14 protein-coding genes and 1 pseudogene are annotated in these 17929 nt (G+C 67.1%); 6 read left to right on the plus strand and 9 right to left on the minus strand.

Features of this window, described 5'->3' with window-relative positions; genetic code table 11:
- Positions 1 to 64: 64 nt before the first annotated feature.
- Genes DC366_RS08850 through DC366_RS08860 form a run of 3 tightly spaced genes read left to right on the plus strand, consistent with a single transcriptional unit; the run spans position 65 to position 3514 of the window.
- Positions 65 to 988, plus strand: a complete 924-nt coding sequence (locus DC366_RS08850) for an ABC transporter permease (protein WP_108691851.1) — start codon at positions 65 to 67, stop codon at positions 986 to 988.
- A gap of 4 nt (positions 989 to 992) precedes the next feature.
- Entirely contained in the window at positions 993 to 1832 is an 840-nt protein-coding gene (locus tag DC366_RS08855) for an ABC transporter permease (RefSeq protein WP_108691852.1), read from the plus strand.
- Positions 1829 to 3514 carry a M14 family metallopeptidase gene (locus DC366_RS08860; RefSeq protein ID WP_108691853.1) on the plus strand — a complete coding sequence of 562 codons (1686 nt, stop codon included), beginning with the start codon at positions 1829 to 1831 and terminating at the stop codon, positions 3512 to 3514. Before DC366_RS08855 ends, DC366_RS08860 begins: the two co-directional genes overlap by 4 nt.
- A 3-nt stretch (positions 3515 to 3517) precedes the next feature.
- Here the strand turns inward: DC366_RS08860 and DC366_RS08865 are convergent, their stop codons facing one another.
- The 5 genes from DC366_RS08865 to DC366_RS08885 all read right to left on the minus strand — a co-directional run bounded on the left by DC366_RS08865 (position 3518) and on the right by DC366_RS08885 (position 7790).
- The gene (locus tag DC366_RS08865) at positions 3518 to 4171 is read right to left on the minus strand and encodes a GntR family transcriptional regulator (protein ID WP_108691854.1); all 654 of its coding nucleotides are present in this window, start codon (positions 4169 to 4171) and stop codon (positions 3518 to 3520) included.
- A gap of 108 nt (positions 4172 to 4279) precedes the next feature.
- Positions 4280 to 5329: a 5-oxoprolinase subunit C family protein gene (locus DC366_RS08870; protein WP_108691855.1), complete on the minus strand. Its 1050-nt coding sequence runs from the start codon at positions 5327 to 5329 to the stop codon at positions 4280 to 4282.
- Positions 5326 to 6048, minus strand: coding sequence for a 5-oxoprolinase subunit PxpB (gene pxpB / locus DC366_RS08875; RefSeq protein ID WP_108691856.1), 723 nt, complete (start codon positions 6046 to 6048; stop codon positions 5326 to 5328). The genes DC366_RS08870 and pxpB overlap by 4 nt, the downstream gene beginning before the upstream one ends.
- Position 6049: 1 nt before the next feature.
- Positions 6050 to 6805 (minus strand): LamB/YcsF family protein, encoded by a 756-nt coding sequence (locus DC366_RS08880; protein WP_341476690.1) that lies wholly within the window; start codon positions 6803 to 6805, stop codon positions 6050 to 6052.
- Positions 6806 to 7007: 202 nt separating this feature from the next.
- Complete coding sequence (locus DC366_RS08885; RefSeq protein WP_108691858.1) at positions 7008 to 7790, minus strand: 3-hydroxybutyrate dehydrogenase; 783 nt, start codon at positions 7788 to 7790, stop codon at positions 7008 to 7010.
- Positions 7791 to 8090: 300 nt separating this feature from the next.
- Here DC366_RS08885 and DC366_RS08890 point away from each other — a divergent pair, with 300 nt between their 5' ends.
- Positions 8091 to 9422 (plus strand): NAD(P)/FAD-dependent oxidoreductase, encoded by a 1332-nt coding sequence (locus tag DC366_RS08890; RefSeq protein ID WP_108691859.1) that lies wholly within the window; start codon positions 8091 to 8093, stop codon positions 9420 to 9422.
- Between the two features lie 9 nt (positions 9423 to 9431).
- Here the strand turns inward: DC366_RS08890 and lhpI are convergent, their stop codons facing one another.
- The 3 genes from lhpI to DC366_RS08905 are packed head-to-tail and all read right to left on the minus strand — an operon-like array spanning position 9432 to position 13356.
- Positions 9432 to 11108: a cis-3-hydroxy-L-proline dehydratase gene (gene lhpI, locus DC366_RS08895; RefSeq protein WP_108691860.1), complete on the minus strand. Its 1677-nt coding sequence runs from the start codon at positions 11106 to 11108 to the stop codon at positions 9432 to 9434.
- A gap of 11 nt (positions 11109 to 11119) precedes the next feature.
- Positions 11120 to 12121: a 4-hydroxyproline epimerase gene (locus tag DC366_RS08900; protein WP_108691861.1), complete on the minus strand. Its 1002-nt coding sequence runs from the start codon at positions 12119 to 12121 to the stop codon at positions 11120 to 11122.
- Entirely contained in the window at positions 12118 to 13356 is a 1239-nt protein-coding gene (locus DC366_RS08905; protein WP_108691862.1) for an NAD(P)/FAD-dependent oxidoreductase, read from the minus strand. Before DC366_RS08905 ends, DC366_RS08900 begins: the two co-directional genes overlap by 4 nt.
- 166 nt (positions 13357 to 13522) lie before the next feature.
- On the opposite strand from DC366_RS08905, the gene DC366_RS08910 reads away from it, so the two are divergent.
- A complete protein-coding gene (locus tag DC366_RS08910; protein WP_108691863.1) occupies positions 13523 to 14557 on the plus strand; it encodes an Ldh family oxidoreductase in 1035 nt (344 codons plus the stop codon).
- Between the two features lie 165 nt (positions 14558 to 14722).
- Positions 14723 to 16801: a c-type cytochrome gene (locus tag DC366_RS08915; RefSeq protein WP_243405085.1), complete on the plus strand. Its 2079-nt coding sequence runs from the start codon at positions 14723 to 14725 to the stop codon at positions 16799 to 16801.
- Positions 16802 to 17086: 285 nt separating this feature from the next.
- Here DC366_RS08915 and DC366_RS08920 read toward each other — a convergent pair.
- Positions 17087 to 17800 (minus strand): annotated as a pseudogene (locus DC366_RS08920) (dihydrodipicolinate synthase family protein); the annotation flags it as partial.
- Positions 17801 to 17929: the final 129 nt, after the last annotated feature.

Below are 17929 nucleotides of genomic sequence, written 5' to 3' on the forward strand. Positions count from 1 at the left end.
GGCGGGCGGGGCATCTGGCGCCCGCCCGCCCCCTTCCTTCCCATCGCTCTGGAGGTGCGCATTCATGGCCGGTTTCCTGATAAAACGTCTCGCGCAGGCCGTGTTCGTCGTGATCGTCGTCACGCTGATCGTGTCGGTCGCGGTGCGCATGACCGGCGATCCCGCGATGATGATCGCGCAGGGCGCGACCGACATCACCGAGGCCGATCTGGAGCGCATCCGCGAGGGGCTGGGCCTGAACGAGCCCTTCATCACCCAATATTTCGCCACCCTGTCGGGCCTGTTCACCTGGGATTTCGGCCGCAGTTTCCTTGGCGGCACCGAGGTGTCCACGCTTATCGCCGGGGCGCTGCCCGCAACCCTACTGCTGGCGTTCTCGTCGCTGGTCGTGTCGATCATCATCTCGGTTCCCCTGGGGATCCGCGCGGCCATCCGGCGCGGCAAATGGGAGGATCAGCTGATCCGCATCCTGTCGCTGGTGGGCCTGTCGTTTCCCAACTTCTGGCTTGCGACGATGCTGGTGCTGCTCTTTTCCATCACGCTGCACCTCTTGCCGCCCAGCGGCATGACGGGCTGGGCCACGCTGGTCATGCCGGCGATGACGATGGGGGTGATCCTGACGGCCACGAACGTGCGGCTGGTGCGCACCTCGATGCTGGAGGTGATGCAATCGCAATACATCATGGTCGCCCGCGCCAAGGGCCTGTCCGAGCGCAGCGTCCTTTACAAACACGCCCTGCGCAACAGCGCGATCCCGCTGATCACGTTTCTGGGCCTGCAGTTCGGCGGGCTTCTGGGCGGAATCGTCGTGGTGGAAAAGGTATTCAACTGGCCCGGCATGGGCAGTCTGGCCTTCGATGCGGTCTCGGGGCGCGATTATCCGGTGCTGCAATCGGTCATCATGATCCTGTCCACCCTGATCGTGCTGGTGAACCTGATCGTCGACATCGCCTATGGCCTGATCGACCCGCGCATCAGGACGGAGTGAGCCGATGACCGCCTTTTTCCAATCGCGCTACTGGTCGCTGGAATTCATCCTGGGAATGGGGCTGACGGCCTTCATCGTGATCGGCGTCCTGCTGTCCACGTGGATCTTTCCGGATGTCGGCGCAATCGACCTGACCGCGCGGCTTGTGCCGCCGTTCGAGCGCGCCGATCACCTTCTGGGCACCGATCCGCTGGGCCGCGACGTGCTGGCGCGGATCTTCGTCGGCGGCTGGATCTCGCTTGAGGTGGGGTTCCTGTCGGTGCTCGGCTCGGTCCTGATCGGGGTGCTGATGGGGTTGATCGCGGGCTATTATCGCGGCGTCTGGGACGTGATCGTGATGCGCTTTGCCGATGTGCAGCTGGCACTGCCCTTCATCCTTCTGGCGATCACCATCATCGCCATCATCGGCGGCAGCCTGACCAACACCATCATCCTGCTGATCGTGTCGCAATGGGTGCAATATGCCCGCCTCGTGCGCGCGCAGGTTCTGGCGCTGCGCGACCGCGAATTCGTGCTGGCCGCGCGCGCCATCGGGGTCAAGAATCGCAACATCATCCTCAGCCACCTTCTGCCCAACCTGATGGGGCCGGTCGTGGTGCTGATGACGCTGAACGTGGCCAACAACATCCTGCTGGAAAGCAGCCTGACCTTCCTTGGCCTCGGCGTCGACCCGACGATTCCCAGCTGGGGCGGTATGCTCGCGGACGGGCGCACCTATCTGCAGACAGCGTGGTGGGTCAGCGTCTTTCCGGGCGTTGCCATCCTGCTGACCGTGCTGGGCCTGAACCTTTTGGGCGACTGGCTGCGCGATACGCTGGATCCGACGGGAAGGACCGCGAAATGAACTACCATCTGGCGCCCGCGCGCACGCTGGATACGCTGGTCGCGGCGGCAACCGGCCCGTTTGAGGCATGGACCTTCGACGATCGCGCTGCCCGCAGCGCCGCCGAGGAGGCGCTGGCGGCACGCGGGATCACGGCGCGCATCCGCAGCGCCTACAAACCCTTGCTGCACTTTTTCCTGGAGGAGGCGCGCGCCGGGTTCACCGCGGCGCATGTCACCTTTCCCCGCCACGACGCCGCTGTCGCCAACCGCTTCTTGCTGGAGACCTATCCGCTTGCCGCGCTCTATCCGGATGCCCGGATCACCTTCGCACCGGGCGGCGCCGGGGCATTCTACACCGTCGCGCTCAGCTATCCGGACGGGGCCGAGCAGCACGAGGTTCTGGCGCCGAACCGCCTGCATGCCGATCACGTGGGCGAGCGGACGCTGTCGCCCACCGGCTGGCTGATCGATGCAGGCGGCGCGCGCAGGCTGGAGACGGATTACGAGCAGATGTTTCACGGCGCGATGGCCGCGATCCTGGCGCAGGACTGGGGCCGGGACGAGCCCTATTTCGAAGAGCTGAACATCGCCGCCACCGTGCCCGCGCATGATCTGGACCTGGGCTATGACGACGAAGTGCTCAGCCTTGTCGAGGCGCTGCACGAGGATCTCTATTTTTCCTGCCTTGAGGTCTTTCAGCGCCATTCAGGCCGCCCCTTGGGCGACCGGGGCCTGCAGCCGGGCCAGATCGTGCCGCAGGTGCGGCAGGGCGCGGCGCCTGAAATCCGCGTCACCCTGCGCCGCTACGACACCGCCGACCGCGGCGGCGAGCCTCAGGATCTGGAGCAGGCGGGCGCCGCGCTTTCCATCGCGCAGATCCGCGCCGAAATGGCCGGGATCGGCGGCCAGCCGCTTCGCGCCACCAGCCGCGCGGGCCGCGAGGTGCTGGCGCAGTATCGCAGCGGCGCGGGAAAGCCGGTGATGATCTCGGCCGGGCAGCATGCGAACGAGACGACGCCCGTGGTCGGCGCATTGCGCGCGGCGCGCAGGCTGGCGGCCGATGGTGCGGCCTTCGTCATCTCTCCGATGGAGAATCCGGATGGTTATGCCCTGCACGGGCGACTGGCTCAGCTGACGCCGCGCCACATGCTGCACGCCGCGCGCTATACCGCGCTGGGCGATGATCTGGAGTATCGCACGGGGCCGTCCGCGCTTTATGAAAAGGAAATCCGCCTCGAGGCAGAGCGCGTGTCGGGCGCGCAGCTGCATATCAACCTGCACGGATATCCCGCGCACGAATGGACGCGGCCCATGACCGGCTATATCCCCCGCAGCTTTGCCATGTGGACCCTGCCCAAGGGGTTTTTCCTTGTCATGCGGCATATGCCGGGCTGGGACACGATCGCGCGCGCGCTGACGCAGGAGGTCACGCAGGCGCTGATGCAGGTGCCGGGGCTGGCCGCCTTCAACGCGCGGCAGATCGAGCTTTACCGCATCCACGCGGGCGAGACGGGGTTCGAGATGATCAACGGCTTCCCGTGCTATATTCACGAGGATACGCGCCACACCGTGCCGCTGACCCTGATCACCGAATACTCGGACGAGACGCTTTACGGCGCGCCCTTCATTGCCGGGCATACCGCGCAGATGCACACCGTTCTGGCCGCGCATGCGGCGTGGCAGGGGATGGCGGGCGTCTGAGCCTCAGCTGTTCGCGGCGTTGGCGAAGGCCGCCAGAACCGCGCGTTCCGATTGCAGAAGATAGGTCTCCAGCAGATCGGCGGCTTCGGCGGCGCGGCCCGCCTGAAGCTGGGCCAGGATCGCGCCGTTCATCTCGATATACGGCATGTGCAGCCAGCGCGCGGTGCCAAGAGCCACGAAGACCAGCCGCAATTCGGCCGCGAGGTTGCCGTAGAACGCGGTCAGGCGCGGGCTGCCCGCCAGATCGACGATGGCCGAATGGAAATCCATGTTGGCATTTCCCACGCCGCGCCAATCCTGCCGGCCCTCGCAATGGCGCGCCGCCTTGACCGCCGATGCCATCCGGGCCACCGCCGGATGATGCGCATGCGCGGACCGCAACACGGGACATTCGATGCAGCGCCGCACGCGGTAGATGTCGATGATCGTATCCAGCGACGGGGTGGCGACGAACACGCCGCGATTGGCCTCGTGCACGAACAGACCGTCGCGGGTCATCATGCGGAATGCCTCGCGCAGGGTGTTGCGCGACACGGCCATCTTTTCGGCCTGCGCGGCCTCGGACAGCCGTTGGCCCGGCGCCAGCTCGCCGAAGGTCAGCTGGTCGCGAAGGGCCGTTGCGACCTTGCTTGCCAGTGAAACGGCGGGTTCGGACATGGGCGCAGCACCTGACATTGCCGGAGCGGTTGGACAAACGCGCAGGTTTTGTGGAACAACCTGCCGTTTTCATCCAATCAGATTACGGCCAACCTGTCCATCCGCCGATCAATCCTCGGCCTGCGCAGTGGCGCTGATCACACCGCTGATCAGGTTCGCCGACAGCAGCGCGCGGCTGGACAGGCTGGCGGCCTCCACGCTGAGCGGCGCGATCGAGGCGATGACCTCCGACAGGCGGCGCTTTTGCGCGATGTGGATGTCTTGCGCCTCGGCGACGGTGACGGCCGAGAAGGTCAGCACGGCGCCCGGCGCCAGACGTCCAAGCGCAGGCAGATCGGCGGAGATTACCGTCGCGATCTTGGGATAGCCGCCGGTGGTCTGGTGGTCGGCCAGCAGGATGATCGGCTGGCCGTCGCCCGGCACCTGGATGGCACCCGTCGCGATCCCGTCCGAGGTGATGTCATAGCCGGCCTTGTGCTCCAGCGCCGGGCCGGCAAGGCGCAGGCCCATGCGGTCCGCCTCGTTGGTGATCCGGAATTCGGCCTCCAGCAGCGTGGCGATTGCCGCCGCACTGAAATGATCGTCCTGCGGGCCCAGCACCAAGCGCACCCGCGCGGGCGGCGCGAGGTCCGGCACCCGCCCAAGGCGCATGTCGGCGCGCCCGTCCGGCGCGGGCATCGCGAGCGGCAGCGCATCGCCATCCGCCAGCGCGCGGCCTTTCAGCCCGCCAAAGCCCGCGCGCAGGCAGGTTGACCGGCTGCCCAGAACCGGGGCGATGTCAAAGCCGCCGCCGACCGCCAGATAGGCGGTGACGCTGCCCTTAAGCGGGGGCACGCGAAAGACCGTCCCGCGCTCCAGCACCGCAGATTGCCAGGGCGGCACCTCGCGCGGCTCTGGCGCCAGGATCTGAAGCGGCGAGGACGTGCCGCAGAGCGCAACGCGCACCGCGGGCGCATCCACTTTCAACACCGGCCCCATCAGCCGGATTTCCAGCGCGGCCTCGCCCTCGGGGTTGCCCACCAGCGCGTTGGCGATGCGCAAGGAGGCCGGGTCCAGCGCGCCCGACACCGGGATCCCGGCCGCCTGATGCCCGGCGCGGCCCAGATCCTGCACCGTGGTGAAGGGACCGGCCTTCTGGGCGATCAGCGCGGCGCTCATCGGGCAGGCTCCGCGATGGTGATCTGCTCGGTCAGGGGGCGCGCCTGAAGATCGTCATACTCATCGGCCGTCACGGGCCGCAACCGCACGCTGTCGCCTGCGCGCAGCAATGCGGGCACGTCGCGCGCGATGTTGAACAGATCGACCGGCGTGCGCCCGATGGCATGCCAGCCTCCGGGCGAGGCGAAGGGATAGATCACTGTCTGCCCCACCGCCACGGCGACGGTTCCGGGCGCGATTCGCGTGCGCGGGGTCATGCGGCGCGGCAGGGTCAGCTCGGCCGGCAGATCGCCCATATAGGGATGTCCCGGTGCAAAGCCGATCATGTAGACGTAATGCGCAACCGCGCTGTGCCGCGCAATTGCCTCCTCCTCGTTCAGCCCGCCGGCGGCCGCGACATCGCCCAGATCGGGACCATGCACGCCGCCATAGGCGACGGGCAGCGTGACAATCCGGCCGCAGGCGGCGTCTTGCGACGCGGCAAAGTCCAGCGCATCCACTTCGTGGCAAAGGCGCGCGTGGTCGATCACAGAGGGGTCGTAATGCACGGTCAGCGAGCGGAAGGTCGGCACGGTTTCGATCACGCCGTCAAGGTTGCGAGCCTGCAGCGCGGCCTCCAGCGCCATCACCTGCATGTTCAGGTGCCGGTCCACACCGCGCCCGAATTCGACCGTCAGGGCGCAGTCGCCCGAAGGCAGGTATCGAACGCCGCCCGCCATGTCAGCCCGCCATCGGCTGCAGGCGGATGCCCGCATCGGTCAGCGCGGCGCGCACCGCGCGCGCCATCGCGACGGCATGGGGATTGTCGCCATGCACGCAGATCGTGTCGAACTCCAGCGCGATTTCCGGCCCGTCCAGCGTGGCGACGCGCCCTTCGGAGACCATCCGCACCATACGCGCCGCGGCCTCGCCCGCGTCCTGCAGAACGGCGCCCGGGCGGCTGCGCGGGGCAAGCGTGCCGTCCGCCATATAGGCCCGGTCGGCGAAGACCTCTCGCGCGACGCGCAGACCTGCGCGCTGGGCCGCGCGCTCCTGCTCGGTTCCGGGCATGGCCAGAAACAGCATGCCGGGATCGGTCGCCAGCACGGCGCGCGCCGCGGCATCGGCCATCGCAGCATCCACCGCGGTAACATTGGCCAGCGCGCCATGCGCCTTGAAATGGGTGACCGGCACGCCGACGGCGCGCGCCATCGCCTGAATCGCGCCGATCTGGTAGATCAGCAGCTTTTCGATCTCGGCCGGATCGTCGTCGGCAAAACGGCGCCTGCCGAAGCCCCACAGATCCATGTATCCCGGATGCGCGCCCACGCCGACACCCTTTTCCTTGGCAAGGGTAAGCGTGCGGTGCATCACCAGCGGATCGCCCGCATGAAACCCGCAGGCGACATTGGCAGAAGTGACGATGTCCAGCATCTCGGCGTCGTGGCCCATCGTCCACGCGCCCCAGCTTTCGCCCAGATCGGCGTTCAGATCCATGTTGCGCATCATCCCTCCCGCAATGTTCACAGCCCTTGCGAGCGATGGCTATACCCAGCCGGATAGGATGGAAAGACCGCGCCGCGCAAACCGGGTGCGACGGCGCCGGATTGTCGCCGGTCTCGCCCCGCCGAACGGCCCCGCACCGGTCCCTGCCCGCCGCGGCAACGCTGCCGCCGGGCGGGCAGGGCGCGCGGCCGCTTCAGTTCATGTACCATCCATGGCTGACAACCAGCGACTGGCCGGTCAGCGCGTTGGTCGGGAAGGCGGCAAAGACATGGGCAATCTCGGCCACATCCTCGATCGTGGTGAATTCCTGATCGACGGTATTGCCCAGCATGACCTTGTTCACCACCTCCTCTTCGGAGATGCCCAGATCCTTGGCCTGCTCGGGGATCTGCTTTTCCACCAGCGGGGTTTTCACGAAACCGGGGCAGATCACGTTGGCGCGCACGCCATGCTTGGCGCCTTCCTTGGAGATGACGCGCGCAAGGCCCAGCAGCCCGTGCTTGGCCGTCACATAGGCCGATTTCAGCGCCGAGGCCTCCTTGGAATGGACCGAGCCCATGAAGATGATCGCGCCGCCGCCGGCCTTGTACATATGCTTCATCGCGGCCCTGGACGTCAGGAACGCGCCGTCCAGATGAATGGACAGCAGTTTCTTCCACTCATCGAAGGGAAAATCCACCACCGGGTGAACGATCTGCACCCCGGCGTTGGAGACCAGCACATCGATCTGGCCCCATGCGTCGATCACCTGCTGCATGCCGGCATCGACCATCTGCTCGTCCGTGACGTTCATCTCCACGGCCATCGCCTTGCCCGGCCCCTCGGCGGTCAGGGTGTCGGCGGCGTCCTGCGCCGCGTCCAGCCGCATGTCGGCAATCACTACGCGGGCGCCATCCGCGATATACCGCTTGGCGATGCCATAGCCGATGCCGCTGGCGCCGCCGGTGATGACGCAAACCTTGTCCTTGAGATCCATGATGCGATTCCTTTCCTTGTGGTTTGCCCAAACTGTAGGTCTTTGCGGAGCAAGGGAAAGCCCCCCTGAGGTGCCGCGCGCGCGCCGTCGGCCGCGCGGCGGGCGGAACATCTGTTGCAAATCGCGCGTGATTTCGCGTTAGATCCGCGGCAAGGATCGTCCGGCCTTCGGGGCATGGGGCGCGGCGGATCCACGGCAGGATCGCAAGGGAGCGGACGACATGACAGACATCATTGCATGCAGACACGGCGTGCCCGGCAGGCCGCTTGTACCTGCCCTTCGCCCGGCGGCAGCCGCCTGATGCCCGGTCCCCGGCCTGTCCCGGTTCGCGGCGACGCCGATCTGCCGGGTGCGGTGGACGTGGTGATCATCGGCGGCGGCATCATCGGCTGCGCCACGGCGCTGGAGTTGGCAGAGGCCGGGCAACGCGTGGCCATCTGCGAAAAGGGCGGCATCGCGCAGGAGCAGTCCAGCCGCAACTGGGGCTGGGTGCGCATCTCGCGCCGCGATCCGCGCGAAGTGCCCCTGATGGCCGCGTCGATGCGCCTGTGGCGCGATCTGGACAAACGCATCGGCCGCGAAACCGGCTATGTTCAAAGCGGTATCTGTTTCATCTGCGAGGACGAGGCGACATTCGCCAATTACGACCGCTGGAAGGATCATCTGGTGCCCTACCAGATGCAGGCGCGTATGCTGCGCCCCGCCGAACTGCAGCAGCTTTTCCCCGGCGCGACAATCCGGGGCGTGGGCGCGCTCCATACGCCCGAGGATGGCCGCGCCGAGCCGCAAACGGCCACACCCGCCATCGCCGAGGCGGCCCGCGACAAGGGCGCGCATATCCTGACGGAATGCGCCGTGCGATCTGTCGAGACCCAGGGCGGCCGGGTTTGCGGCGTGGTGACCGAACGCGGGCGGATCGGCTGCAGCGCCGTGGTGGTGGCCGGCGGCGCATGGTCGAACCTCTTTCTGGGAAACATGGGCCTCGATCTGCCCGCGCTGGGCGTCGTCAACCATGTCCTGCGCACCGGCCCCGTCGAAGGCGGCCCCGAGCAGGCGATCTGGACCAGCGGTTACGCATTCCGCAAGCGCGCCGATGGCGGCTACACGATCGCGCAAGGGTCCGGGAACACGGTTGAAATCGTGCCGGATTCGTTCCGCTATGCCCGCAGGTTCCTGCCCGCCCTCAGAATGGACTATCGCGAGCTGCATTTTCGCCTGTCGGGCCGTTTCCTGCACGAGGCGCGGCGCGCCAGATCGTGGGGGCCGGATGACGTGACCCCGTTCGAGCGCGAGCGCGTCCTCGATCCCGCGCCATCGCCGCGGATGCTGAAAGCGCTGATGTCGAATGTCAGCGCGGAGCATCCGGCATTTCGCGCCGCAACGGTCGCGCAGGAATGGGCGGGCTGCATCGATGTGACACCCGACGCGATCCCGGTGATTTCGGCGGTCGGCTCGGTGCCCGGCCTGCACATCGCCAGCGGGTTTTCCGGCCACGGCTTCGGCATCGGGCCGGGCGCGGGCGGGCTGATGGCAGACATTGTTCTGGGTCGCAGCCCCCGTGTCGATCCGCATGAGTTCAGGTTCTCGCGCTTTACCGATGGCAGCCGGATCGCACCGCAGACAGGATACTGAATGTTGCGTTCAGACAAGCCAATGCGGTAAATCTGTGGGCGCTTGACCCGTTGTGGCAGCTTCTGCGCAATCCTTTAGACTGCCGAAGCGGACCGTGCGGCCTGACAGGCCCGGCCCGTAATGGGCGTATTTGCCGGAATTGGTCAGCACGGTGCGCGCCTTCGGCGGGAACACCGGCTCGGAGATCGAGCACCAGCAGATGTCGGGAACGACCTGCACGCCGGATGCCTCCAGCGCCGCCAGCGTCCCGTCGGCGCGGATGGCATCCAGCACGTTCTGGCCGATGGTGACGATGACCTGGGCCCCGGGGTGGCGCCGCCGCCCGTCCAGCGCCGCCGCCAGCGTTCGGCATTCGGGGGCCGAGAAATGCGGGCTGCCAAACGCGATCAGGTCGACCTTGGCGGGACCGTCGTTGAAGCCTTGCCAGACATCGGCCAGATCGGCGCGTCCGGCCTCTACCGTGTCCGCGCCGGGGGCCAACGCGCCGTCCGCTTCGGGCGTGATGCCCGCGATATGCAGCATCGGCGCCGCGGAGGTGGTGCCGAAGGCGGCGCAAAGCGCCTTGAGATCATCCTCGCCGGGAACGGTGCCCTCCAAGCCCTTCAGCAGCGGAATACGGTCCGGCGACAGGCGCCCGGCCAGCCAGCCGAGGAGGGGCCAGAGCGCGTCGTCATGGGCATCCGGCAGATCAACCTCGATCACCCGGCGCGCGGCGCGTTCGGCGTCCAGATAGACGCCCGACAGCGGCGCGCGGCCCGTCATGGCGATGCAGAGGTCCAGAAAATCGGGATGCTTCACCGTGCGCGCGCCAAGGACGCTGTTGGCATAGACGACGGCGTTGGATTCGGCCCAGGCGATCGCCTCGCCCTTCTGCGGTGGCTCCGACAGAAGGTAGGGCGCGCAGGTGAAGCTGGGGAGCGCGCCCATCGTCACATAGGCATCCGCCAGCGCCTGCGCCGGGGTGCCGAAGACCGGCGGCACGCCCTGCGCCCGCCAGTTCGCGTGATCGACCGAAATCGCGTTCATCGTGGTCGGGATGCGCACCTTCGCCCCCATATCGGCCATCTTTTGCGCGAATGTCAGGTTGGCCGGGCTGGCATAGATGCACCCGTCGATATGCGCGCGCGTCACATCCGTCAGCGCGCGTGCCCCCTGCGCCGCCGCCATGGTGCAGATCGTCTGCATCGCCAGTTGCACCGGCGCGCCGTCCCTGCCGTCGAGCATGGCGAGGTCGGCACGCGTTAGCTCCAGATCATCCGCCTTCAACGGCACCAGCGGCATCGACAGGCCCTCCGCCTCCAGATGCGTCGCCGTTATCCGCGCCTCGGCGCAAGCGGCCAGCGCGTCATACGTGTCCGGCTCCAGCCGCAGCACAGCCACCGGCTTGTCAAACATGCGCGCGGCCAGCAGCGCGCCCAGCGTCAGGATATCTTCGGTCTCGCGAAAGATCAGCGCGGCCGGCGCGTGGCCGTTCAGCGCAAGCTCGAGCAGAACGCCCGAGCCGGTGCAGGATCCGCGGCTGGTGGGCATCATCACCAGCTTGCCCGCCAACGAGGTGCCGCAGGACGGATGATGCGCGTCGATCACAGTGCCGGTCGCGGGGTCGATCCCGCCCCAGAAGCTGAGGCCCTCAGGCAGCGCCAGAACCGGGCCGGCGGCCTCGGCGGGAACGATGATCTGTGCCATGAGCGGCCCTTTCAGGTTACGACGAACCCATGCGCCAGCGGGTCGCGGTCGTCGATGAAGATGGTGTTGATCCCCGTCACCCGCGCCCATCCGGCGATGCTGGGCACGATGGCAGGTTTGCCGCCGACCTCGGCCGCGGCCTCGACCCGGCCCTTGAAAAGGGTGCCGATGATCGATTCGTGGACGAACTCGTCACCGATGGCCAGCCTGCCCTTGGCCGCAAGCTGCGCCATGCGCGCGGATGTGCCTGTGCCGCAGGGCGAGCGGTCGATCGCCTTGTCGCCGTAGAACACGGCGTTGCGCCCATGCGCGGCAGGGTTGCGCGGCGCGCCGGTCCACAGGATGTGGCTCAGCCCGTTGATCTCGGGGTGCTCGGGATGCACGAAGCGATACTTCTCGTTCAGCGCCGCGCGCAGTTTCGGGCTGAGATCCACCAGCCGCGCGGCGCTGAAATCGGCCATGTCGCCGAAATTCGCCTGAGGCTCGACGATGGCATAGAAATTGCCGCCATAGGCAACGTCGACGGTGATCTCGCCAATGCCTTCCAGATGTGCGCTCAGCCCTTCGGAATGCAAGAAGCCCGGCACATTGGTCAGGCGCACCTCTTCGACAAAGCGGCCTTCCTGCCTGTAACTCACATCGACGCGCCCGGCGGGGGTGTCCAGCCGCAGCAGGCCGGGGGTTTCGGGGCAAACGAGGCCGTTCTCCAACGCGATGGTCACGGTGCCGATGGTTCCGTGCCCGCACATCGGCAGGCAGCCGGACGTCTCGATGAACAGGACCGCCACATCGCAATCCTCGCGCGTCGGCGGATAGAGGATGGCGCCCGACATCTGGTCATGGCCGCGCGGCTCGAACATCAGGCCGGTGCGGATCCAGTCATAATCGCGCAGGAAATGCGCGCGCTTTTCCAGCATGTCGGCCCCCTTGAGCCGCGGCGCGCCGCCGGTGACAAGGCGCACGGGATTGCCGCAGGTGTGACCGTCGATGCAGGGGAAGGTATATTGGGTCATGGTGCCCTCGTGAAACGTGCCGGAGAGAATGGCGCAAGGTCGATACCGGGGGTCTGATCTGTCAGAAGATCCGCGACGATCCGCGCCGTTCCGGTGGATTGCGTCAGGCCCAGATGGCCGTGCCCGAAGGCGCAGATGACGTTTCCACATCCCGGCAGCGGCCCGATGGCGGGCAGACTGTCTGGCAGGGAAGGCCGGAAGCCCATCCATTGCACGCCGCCGGTGGTTTTCAGCCCCGGCAGGAACGCGGCCGCTTTTTTCAGCATCGCATCGGCGCGCGCGTAGTTGGGCGGGGCGTCCAGCCCGCCCAGTTCGACCGCGCCGCCGACGCGGATGCCGGAGCCGAGCGAGGTCACGACAAAGCCGTGCCCGCCAAAGGTGATCTGGCAGCGCAGATCAAACGCGTCATGGGGCAGCGTGGTGTTATAGCCGCGCTCGGTCTCCAGCGGGATACGCAAATTTGCGGTGCGGGCCAGATGGTGCGAATGCGCGCCCGCGGCGAGCACGACGCGGCCCTGCATGGGGCCTTGGCTGGTTTCCACGCCGTCCGGCGTGAGCGCGGTTGCCTCGGCGATGACGATCTCGCCGCCGTTCGCGCGCACGCGGTCCGCCAGCGCCAGCGTGTATTCCTTGGGGTCATTGATGCTGAACCAGCCGGGGGTAAAGGTGGCGTGGGTGAAGCGGGGCGCGAGGCCGGGCTGACGCTCCGCGATCCGGTCGCCCGTCAGATGCGTGAATTCGATGCCCGCCGCGGCGCGCATGTCCCAGCCGGGCAGGGACGCGTTGAATTCGCGCGCGCCCTCATAGACCTGCAGATTGCCCTCGCGGCGCAGCATCTGCGCAAGGCCCGCGCGCTCCAGGAACGGGTCGAGCGTGGATTTCGCAAGACGCATCATCACCGTCTGTGCCTTGGTCGAGGCGGCCACCTGCGCGGGCCAGCTGGCGCGCCAGAAACGCAGCATCCACGGCGCGATCCTCAGCGCATAGGCAGGCGGCACGCTGAGCGGTCCCAAGGGATCGAGCAGCCATTTCGGCGCCTGCCGGATGATCCGCGGCGAGGCGAGCGGCAGGATGTCGGTGAAGGCAAACGCGCCCGCATTCCCGGCCGAGGCACCGGCGGCAGGCCCCTCGCGGTCGATCACGCGCACGCGCAGCCCGCGCGCCTGCGCCTCCAGCGCGGCCGACAGGCCGACAACGCCGGCCCCGACCACGATCACGTCAGGGGCGCGCGTCATCGCAAGAGAGCGGCGCGCGGCGCGCCATGGGGCATGAACATCATGGATGTGTTCCCTTCCTTGCGCCCGCGCGGTATTTCAATCGCCGTGAGGGGCATTGCATCGACCGCTTCCTGAATACGGCATGCATGCAAGAATTCAACCCGCCCCGCAAAAGGAGTGCGCAATGACACAGACCACCTTGACCACGGGCGAGCTGATGGCCCTCGTCACCGAAATCCTGCAGGGCGGAGGGCTGTCGCAGCTGCATGCCGAAGCGCTGGGCCGGGTCATCGTCGCGGGCGAGCGCGATCACTGCAAATCGCACGGCGTCTATCGGCTGGAAGGCTGCCTGCGCACGATCAAGGCGGGCAAGGTCGCGCCGGATGCCGAACCGGTGCTGGCGGATGCGGACGGGGCCATCCTGCGCGTCGATGCCAAGGGCGGTTTTTCCAACGCCGCGTTCGAGCTGGGCGCGCCTGCGCTGGGCAAGCGGGCGCGCGAGCTGGGCATGGCCGCGCTGGTCATCAACGACTGCGTGCATTTCGCGGCGCTCTGGCCCGAAATCGAGACGCTCACCGACATGGGCCTTGCCGCGCTGGCGATGTGCCCCAGCTATGCCACGGTCGCGCCCACGGGCGGCAATGCGCCCCTGATGGGCACCAACCCTTTTGCCTTTGGCTGGCCGCGCAAGGGCACGCCGCCCTATGTCTTCGATTTCGCCACCAGCGTCGCCGCGCGGGGCGAGATCGAGCTGCACCGCCGCGCGGGCGATCCGCTGCCCGAAGGCTGGGCGCTGGACAAGGACGGCGCGCCCACGACGGACCCGGAGGCGGCGCTGGCGGGCGCGATGCTGCCCTTTGGCGCGCATAAGGGTTCGGCGATTTCCACCATGATCGAGCTGCTGGCCGGCGTGATGATCGGCGATCTGACCAGTCCCGAGGCGCTGGATCTGCTGGGCACGACCACGCTTGCGCCGAAGCATGGCGAGCTGATCCTTGCCTTCGATCCCGAACGCTTTGCCGCCGGGCGCGGCGATCCGCTGGCGCGCGCCGAAACGCTGTTCGAGGCCATCGCAGGGCAGGGCGCGCGCCTGCCGTCCCAGCGGCGCTTTGCCGCACGGGCCGAGACCGCGCAGAATGGCATCGTTCTGAGCGGTGACGAAATGGCGCTGCTGGAAAAGCTGCGCGATAAGGGGCTGGAGGCGGTGGAATTGGCCTGACGCAGGCGCGCCCGCACTGCGCAGAGGCAGGCCAGGCAACCCCTGTGGCCTCGCAATCGGTCTGGCCTCTTCGGCGGCGGCGGTTCATGGTCGGGTTGCGTCCAACCTGCGGTAAGGCCCTGATTTTTCGCGGCTACCGTATTTTCGAGGGAAAGGATGGAAGCGATGGCTATCCGAACGCGCACCATTTTGGCCTCTATCGGAGCGCTCGCCGTTGTTGTTGCCGGCGGGCTGGCATGGATGGCAGCGCCGCCCGCGCTTGAGGACAAATCGCCCGGTTTTACCGGCGCGGCAGACCTCGCGCTGATCGAGCGCGGAAGCTATATCGCGCGCCTCGGGGATTGCGTGGCCTGCCACACCGAGGAAGGCGGCGCCGAGATGGCCGGGGGCCGCGCGCTGGAGACGCCGTTCGGCATCATGCGCGCGACCAACATCACGCCCGATCCGAAAACCGGCATCGGCGACTGGAGCTTTGCCGAGTTCGACCGCGCGATGCGCAAGGGCATCGCGAAGGACAACCATCACCTTTATCCGGCAATGCCTTACCCGTCCTATGCGCGGATGACCGACGAGGACATGACCGCTCTTTGGGCCTACATGAGCCAGGGCGTCCAACCTGTTGAAAAGGCGAACATGCCCAACGGGATCGGCTTTCCGTTCAACCAGCGCTGGGGCATCGGTTTGTGGAATGCCGTGTTCCTTCAGGATGAGCAGTTCACGCCGGACCCCGCGCAAAGCGACGAATGGAACCGCGGCGCCTATCTGGTGCAGGGGCCGGGGCATTGCGGCGCCTGCCACACGCCGCGCGGCATCGGCTTTCAGGAGGTCGCGATGGACGAGACGGGCCGCGCCGGGGACCGCTTCCTCGCCGGGTCTGTCGTGGAGGAATGGAATGCGGTCAATATCCGCAACCTGTGGACGCCCGATCACATGGTTCAATTGCTCCGGACCGGGCAGAACAACGTGTCGTCGGCGGTCGGCGCAATGGCCGATGTGATCGAACATTCGACCCAGTATTTCACCGACGAAGACCTGATGGCGATGGCGGTCTACATGGATTCGCTGCCAACGGATGACGTGCGCCCCGACCTGCCGCCGCCGGAGCCCGGCCGCGATCCCGCGCCGGTTCCCGAAACGCTGTTCACCACGGCCGGCGGGCTGGGCTATGCCCAGTTCTGCGCCGATTGCCACCGCAATGACGGCCAGGGCGTGCCCGGTGTCTTTCCGCCGCTGTCGGGCAACCACGTGCTGTCGGCCGAGGATCCCGCAACGCTGACGCATATCACGCTGACCGGCTGGAAGTCCGTCGCGACGGACGCGCGCCCGCGCAGCTTCTACATGCCGAGCTTTGCCCGCCTGACAGATGCCGAACTGGCCGAGATCCTCACCTTCGTGCGCCAAAGCTGGGGCGGATCCGCGCCGGCGGTGACGGAAAAGCAGCTGGCACAGGCGCGGCGCAAACTGGACCCGGCGATCGACAGCTCGACCTTCCAGACGCCGCGCATCGCCGCGCTGCTGGACGAGCCGAACGCCGATCAGCTTGTCATGGGCATGCGGCTGAATGCCCAGACGCGTGATCTGCTGCCGGATAATGTCGGCAATGACATGAACTGCGCCTCGTGCCATCTGAACGCCGGAACCGTGGCCGAAGGCTCGCCCTATACCGGGGTGATCGCGTTCTTTCCCGCGCCTCAGGCCCGCGCGGGCCGCGAGGTCACGATGGAGGATCGCATCAACGGTTGCTTCCGCCGCTCGATGAACGGCACGGCGCTGGACGAGACGTCCGAGGAAATGAAGGCGATGGTGGCCTATTTCGACTGGATGCGGAACGAGCATGTCGCGGGCGACGATGTGCCCGGGCGCGGCATCGGCAGCGTGGATACGTCGCTGACCCCCGATCCCGAACGCGGCAAGGAGATCTATGCCCGGCAATGCGCCGTCTGCCACGGCGATGACGGCGAGGGCATCCGCGATGCGGCGGGGCAGGTGATCTATCCCGCGCTCTGGGGGGACCGGTCCTTCAACATCGGAGCGGGCATGGCGCGGACCTACAAGGCGGCGACCTTCGTCAAGCAGAACATGCCGGTTGCGCTCCACGACAACTTCCCGCTGGGGCAGGGCGGGCTGAGCGATCAGGATGCCGTCGACGTGGCAGAGTATTTCACCCACATGCCGCGGCCCGATTTTCCGGACAAGGTGCATGACTGGCCGGACGGGAACAAGCCGAAGGACGCCCGCTACTGAAGCGGGCGTCGCGGCGACCACAAAAACCGCAAGTTGTCACGCCGCGTATTTGCTCACCGCGCCGGGCAGTTTGCTCCAGTCCGCATACCAAGCCTTGAACAGGTCCAGCTGCGCCTCGGCATAGCCGCGCTGGCTGTCGCTCAACGCGTCGGTCTCGTTGAAATGCAGCGCGTATTCGGCGTCGCCCTGCAAGACCATCAGATGCTTGTAATACAGCACCAGATCAGTGCCCTCGTCGAAGACCGACAGCACGTGCAGCGCATCGTCCAGCTCCTGCGCGCGCTTGCGGGCGTCCGCGTCGCCCGCTGCCGCGGCCTTGGAGAGCGCGACGAGGTGCAGCACCTCCTTGGGCAGCACGTTGCCGATGCCGGTGATCGCGCCGTAGGCACCGCATTGCACGAAGCCATGGACCACGGTCGTATCGACACCCACCATCAGCTTGATGTCGTCATCGCCGCTCGTGATATGCTCGGCCGCATAGCTCAGATCGGCGGCGCCGCCGAATTCCTTGAAGCCGACAAGGTTGGGATGCTCGGCGCGCAGCGCAAAGAAAAGGTCCGCGCGCGTGGCAAAGCCGTAATGCGGGCTGTTGTAGATCACCGCGGGCAGGTCTGGCGCGGCGGCCAGAATGGCCTTGAAATGTGCGCGCTGGGCGGCAGGCGACAGCCCGCGCGACAAAAGCCGCGGGATCACCATCAGACCGCGCGCGCCGACCTTCTGCGCATGCTCGGCATGGGCGACCGCGGCGCGCGAATTGACGGCGCCGGTCCCGACGATCACGGGCACGCCCGCCTTTACCAGGCGCTCGACGCCCTCCATGCGCTCGGCATCGGTCAGCAGCGGCCAGTCGCCCATCGAGCCGCAATAGACGACCGCATGCATGCCCGCCTCGATCAGCTCCTTGCCCTTGCGGACGAGCGAATCGAAATCTGGGCTGCGGTCCGGATTGCAAGGGGTCATCAGGGCCGGGATGCACCCGGAGAAAATGTCGGAATTCATGTCGCTATCCTTTGGAAACCTGAGCTTTTCCGCACGAGGACAGGTGCGCTGCGCCCGATCCCGCTTGGGAGTGATCCAAGAATACCATGTGTATTTTTATTGTCGACATGATTTTCGGACGCGGGCAGG

The organism is Pelagivirga sediminicola, from assembly GCF_003072125.1.
In the GTDB taxonomy this organism is placed as follows: Bacteria; Pseudomonadota; Alphaproteobacteria; order Rhodobacterales; family Rhodobacteraceae; genus Roseovarius; species Roseovarius sediminicola.

Coding starts and splice junctions, on each gene's coding strand:
- DC366_RS08850 (WP_108691851.1), top strand. CDS start 65: ATGGCCGGTTTCCTGATAAAACGTCTCGCGCAGGCCGTGTTCGTCGTG.
- DC366_RS08855 (WP_108691852.1), top strand. CDS start 993: ATGACCGCCTTTTTCCAATCGCGCTACTGGTCGCTGGAATTCATCCTG.
- DC366_RS08860 (WP_108691853.1), top strand. CDS start 1,829: ATGAACTACCATCTGGCGCCCGCGCGCACGCTGGATACGCTGGTCGCG.
- DC366_RS08865 (WP_108691854.1), bottom strand. CDS start 4,171: ATGTCCGAACCCGCCGTTTCACTGGCAAGCAAGGTCGCAACGGCCCTT.
- DC366_RS08870 (WP_108691855.1), bottom strand. CDS start 5,329: ATGAGCGCCGCGCTGATCGCCCAGAAGGCCGGTCCCTTCACCACGGTG.
- pxpB (WP_108691856.1), bottom strand. CDS start 6,048: ATGGCGGGCGGCGTTCGATACCTGCCTTCGGGCGACTGCGCCCTGACG.
- DC366_RS08880 (WP_341476690.1), bottom strand. CDS start 6,805: ATGGATCTGAACGCCGATCTGGGCGAAAGCTGGGGCGCGTGGACGATG.
- DC366_RS08885 (WP_108691858.1), bottom strand. CDS start 7,790: ATGGATCTCAAGGACAAGGTTTGCGTCATCACCGGCGGCGCCAGCGGC.
- DC366_RS08890 (WP_108691859.1), top strand. CDS start 8,091: ATGCCCGGTCCCCGGCCTGTCCCGGTTCGCGGCGACGCCGATCTGCCG.
- lhpI (WP_108691860.1), bottom strand. CDS start 11,108: ATGGCACAGATCATCGTTCCCGCCGAGGCCGCCGGCCCGGTTCTGGCG.
- DC366_RS08900 (WP_108691861.1), bottom strand. CDS start 12,121: ATGACCCAATATACCTTCCCCTGCATCGACGGTCACACCTGCGGCAAT.
- DC366_RS08905 (WP_108691862.1), bottom strand. CDS start 13,356: ATGACGCGCGCCCCTGACGTGATCGTGGTCGGGGCCGGCGTTGTCGGC.
- DC366_RS08910 (WP_108691863.1), top strand. CDS start 13,523: ATGACACAGACCACCTTGACCACGGGCGAGCTGATGGCCCTCGTCACC.
- DC366_RS08915 (WP_243405085.1), top strand. CDS start 14,723: ATGGCTATCCGAACGCGCACCATTTTGGCCTCTATCGGAGCGCTCGCC.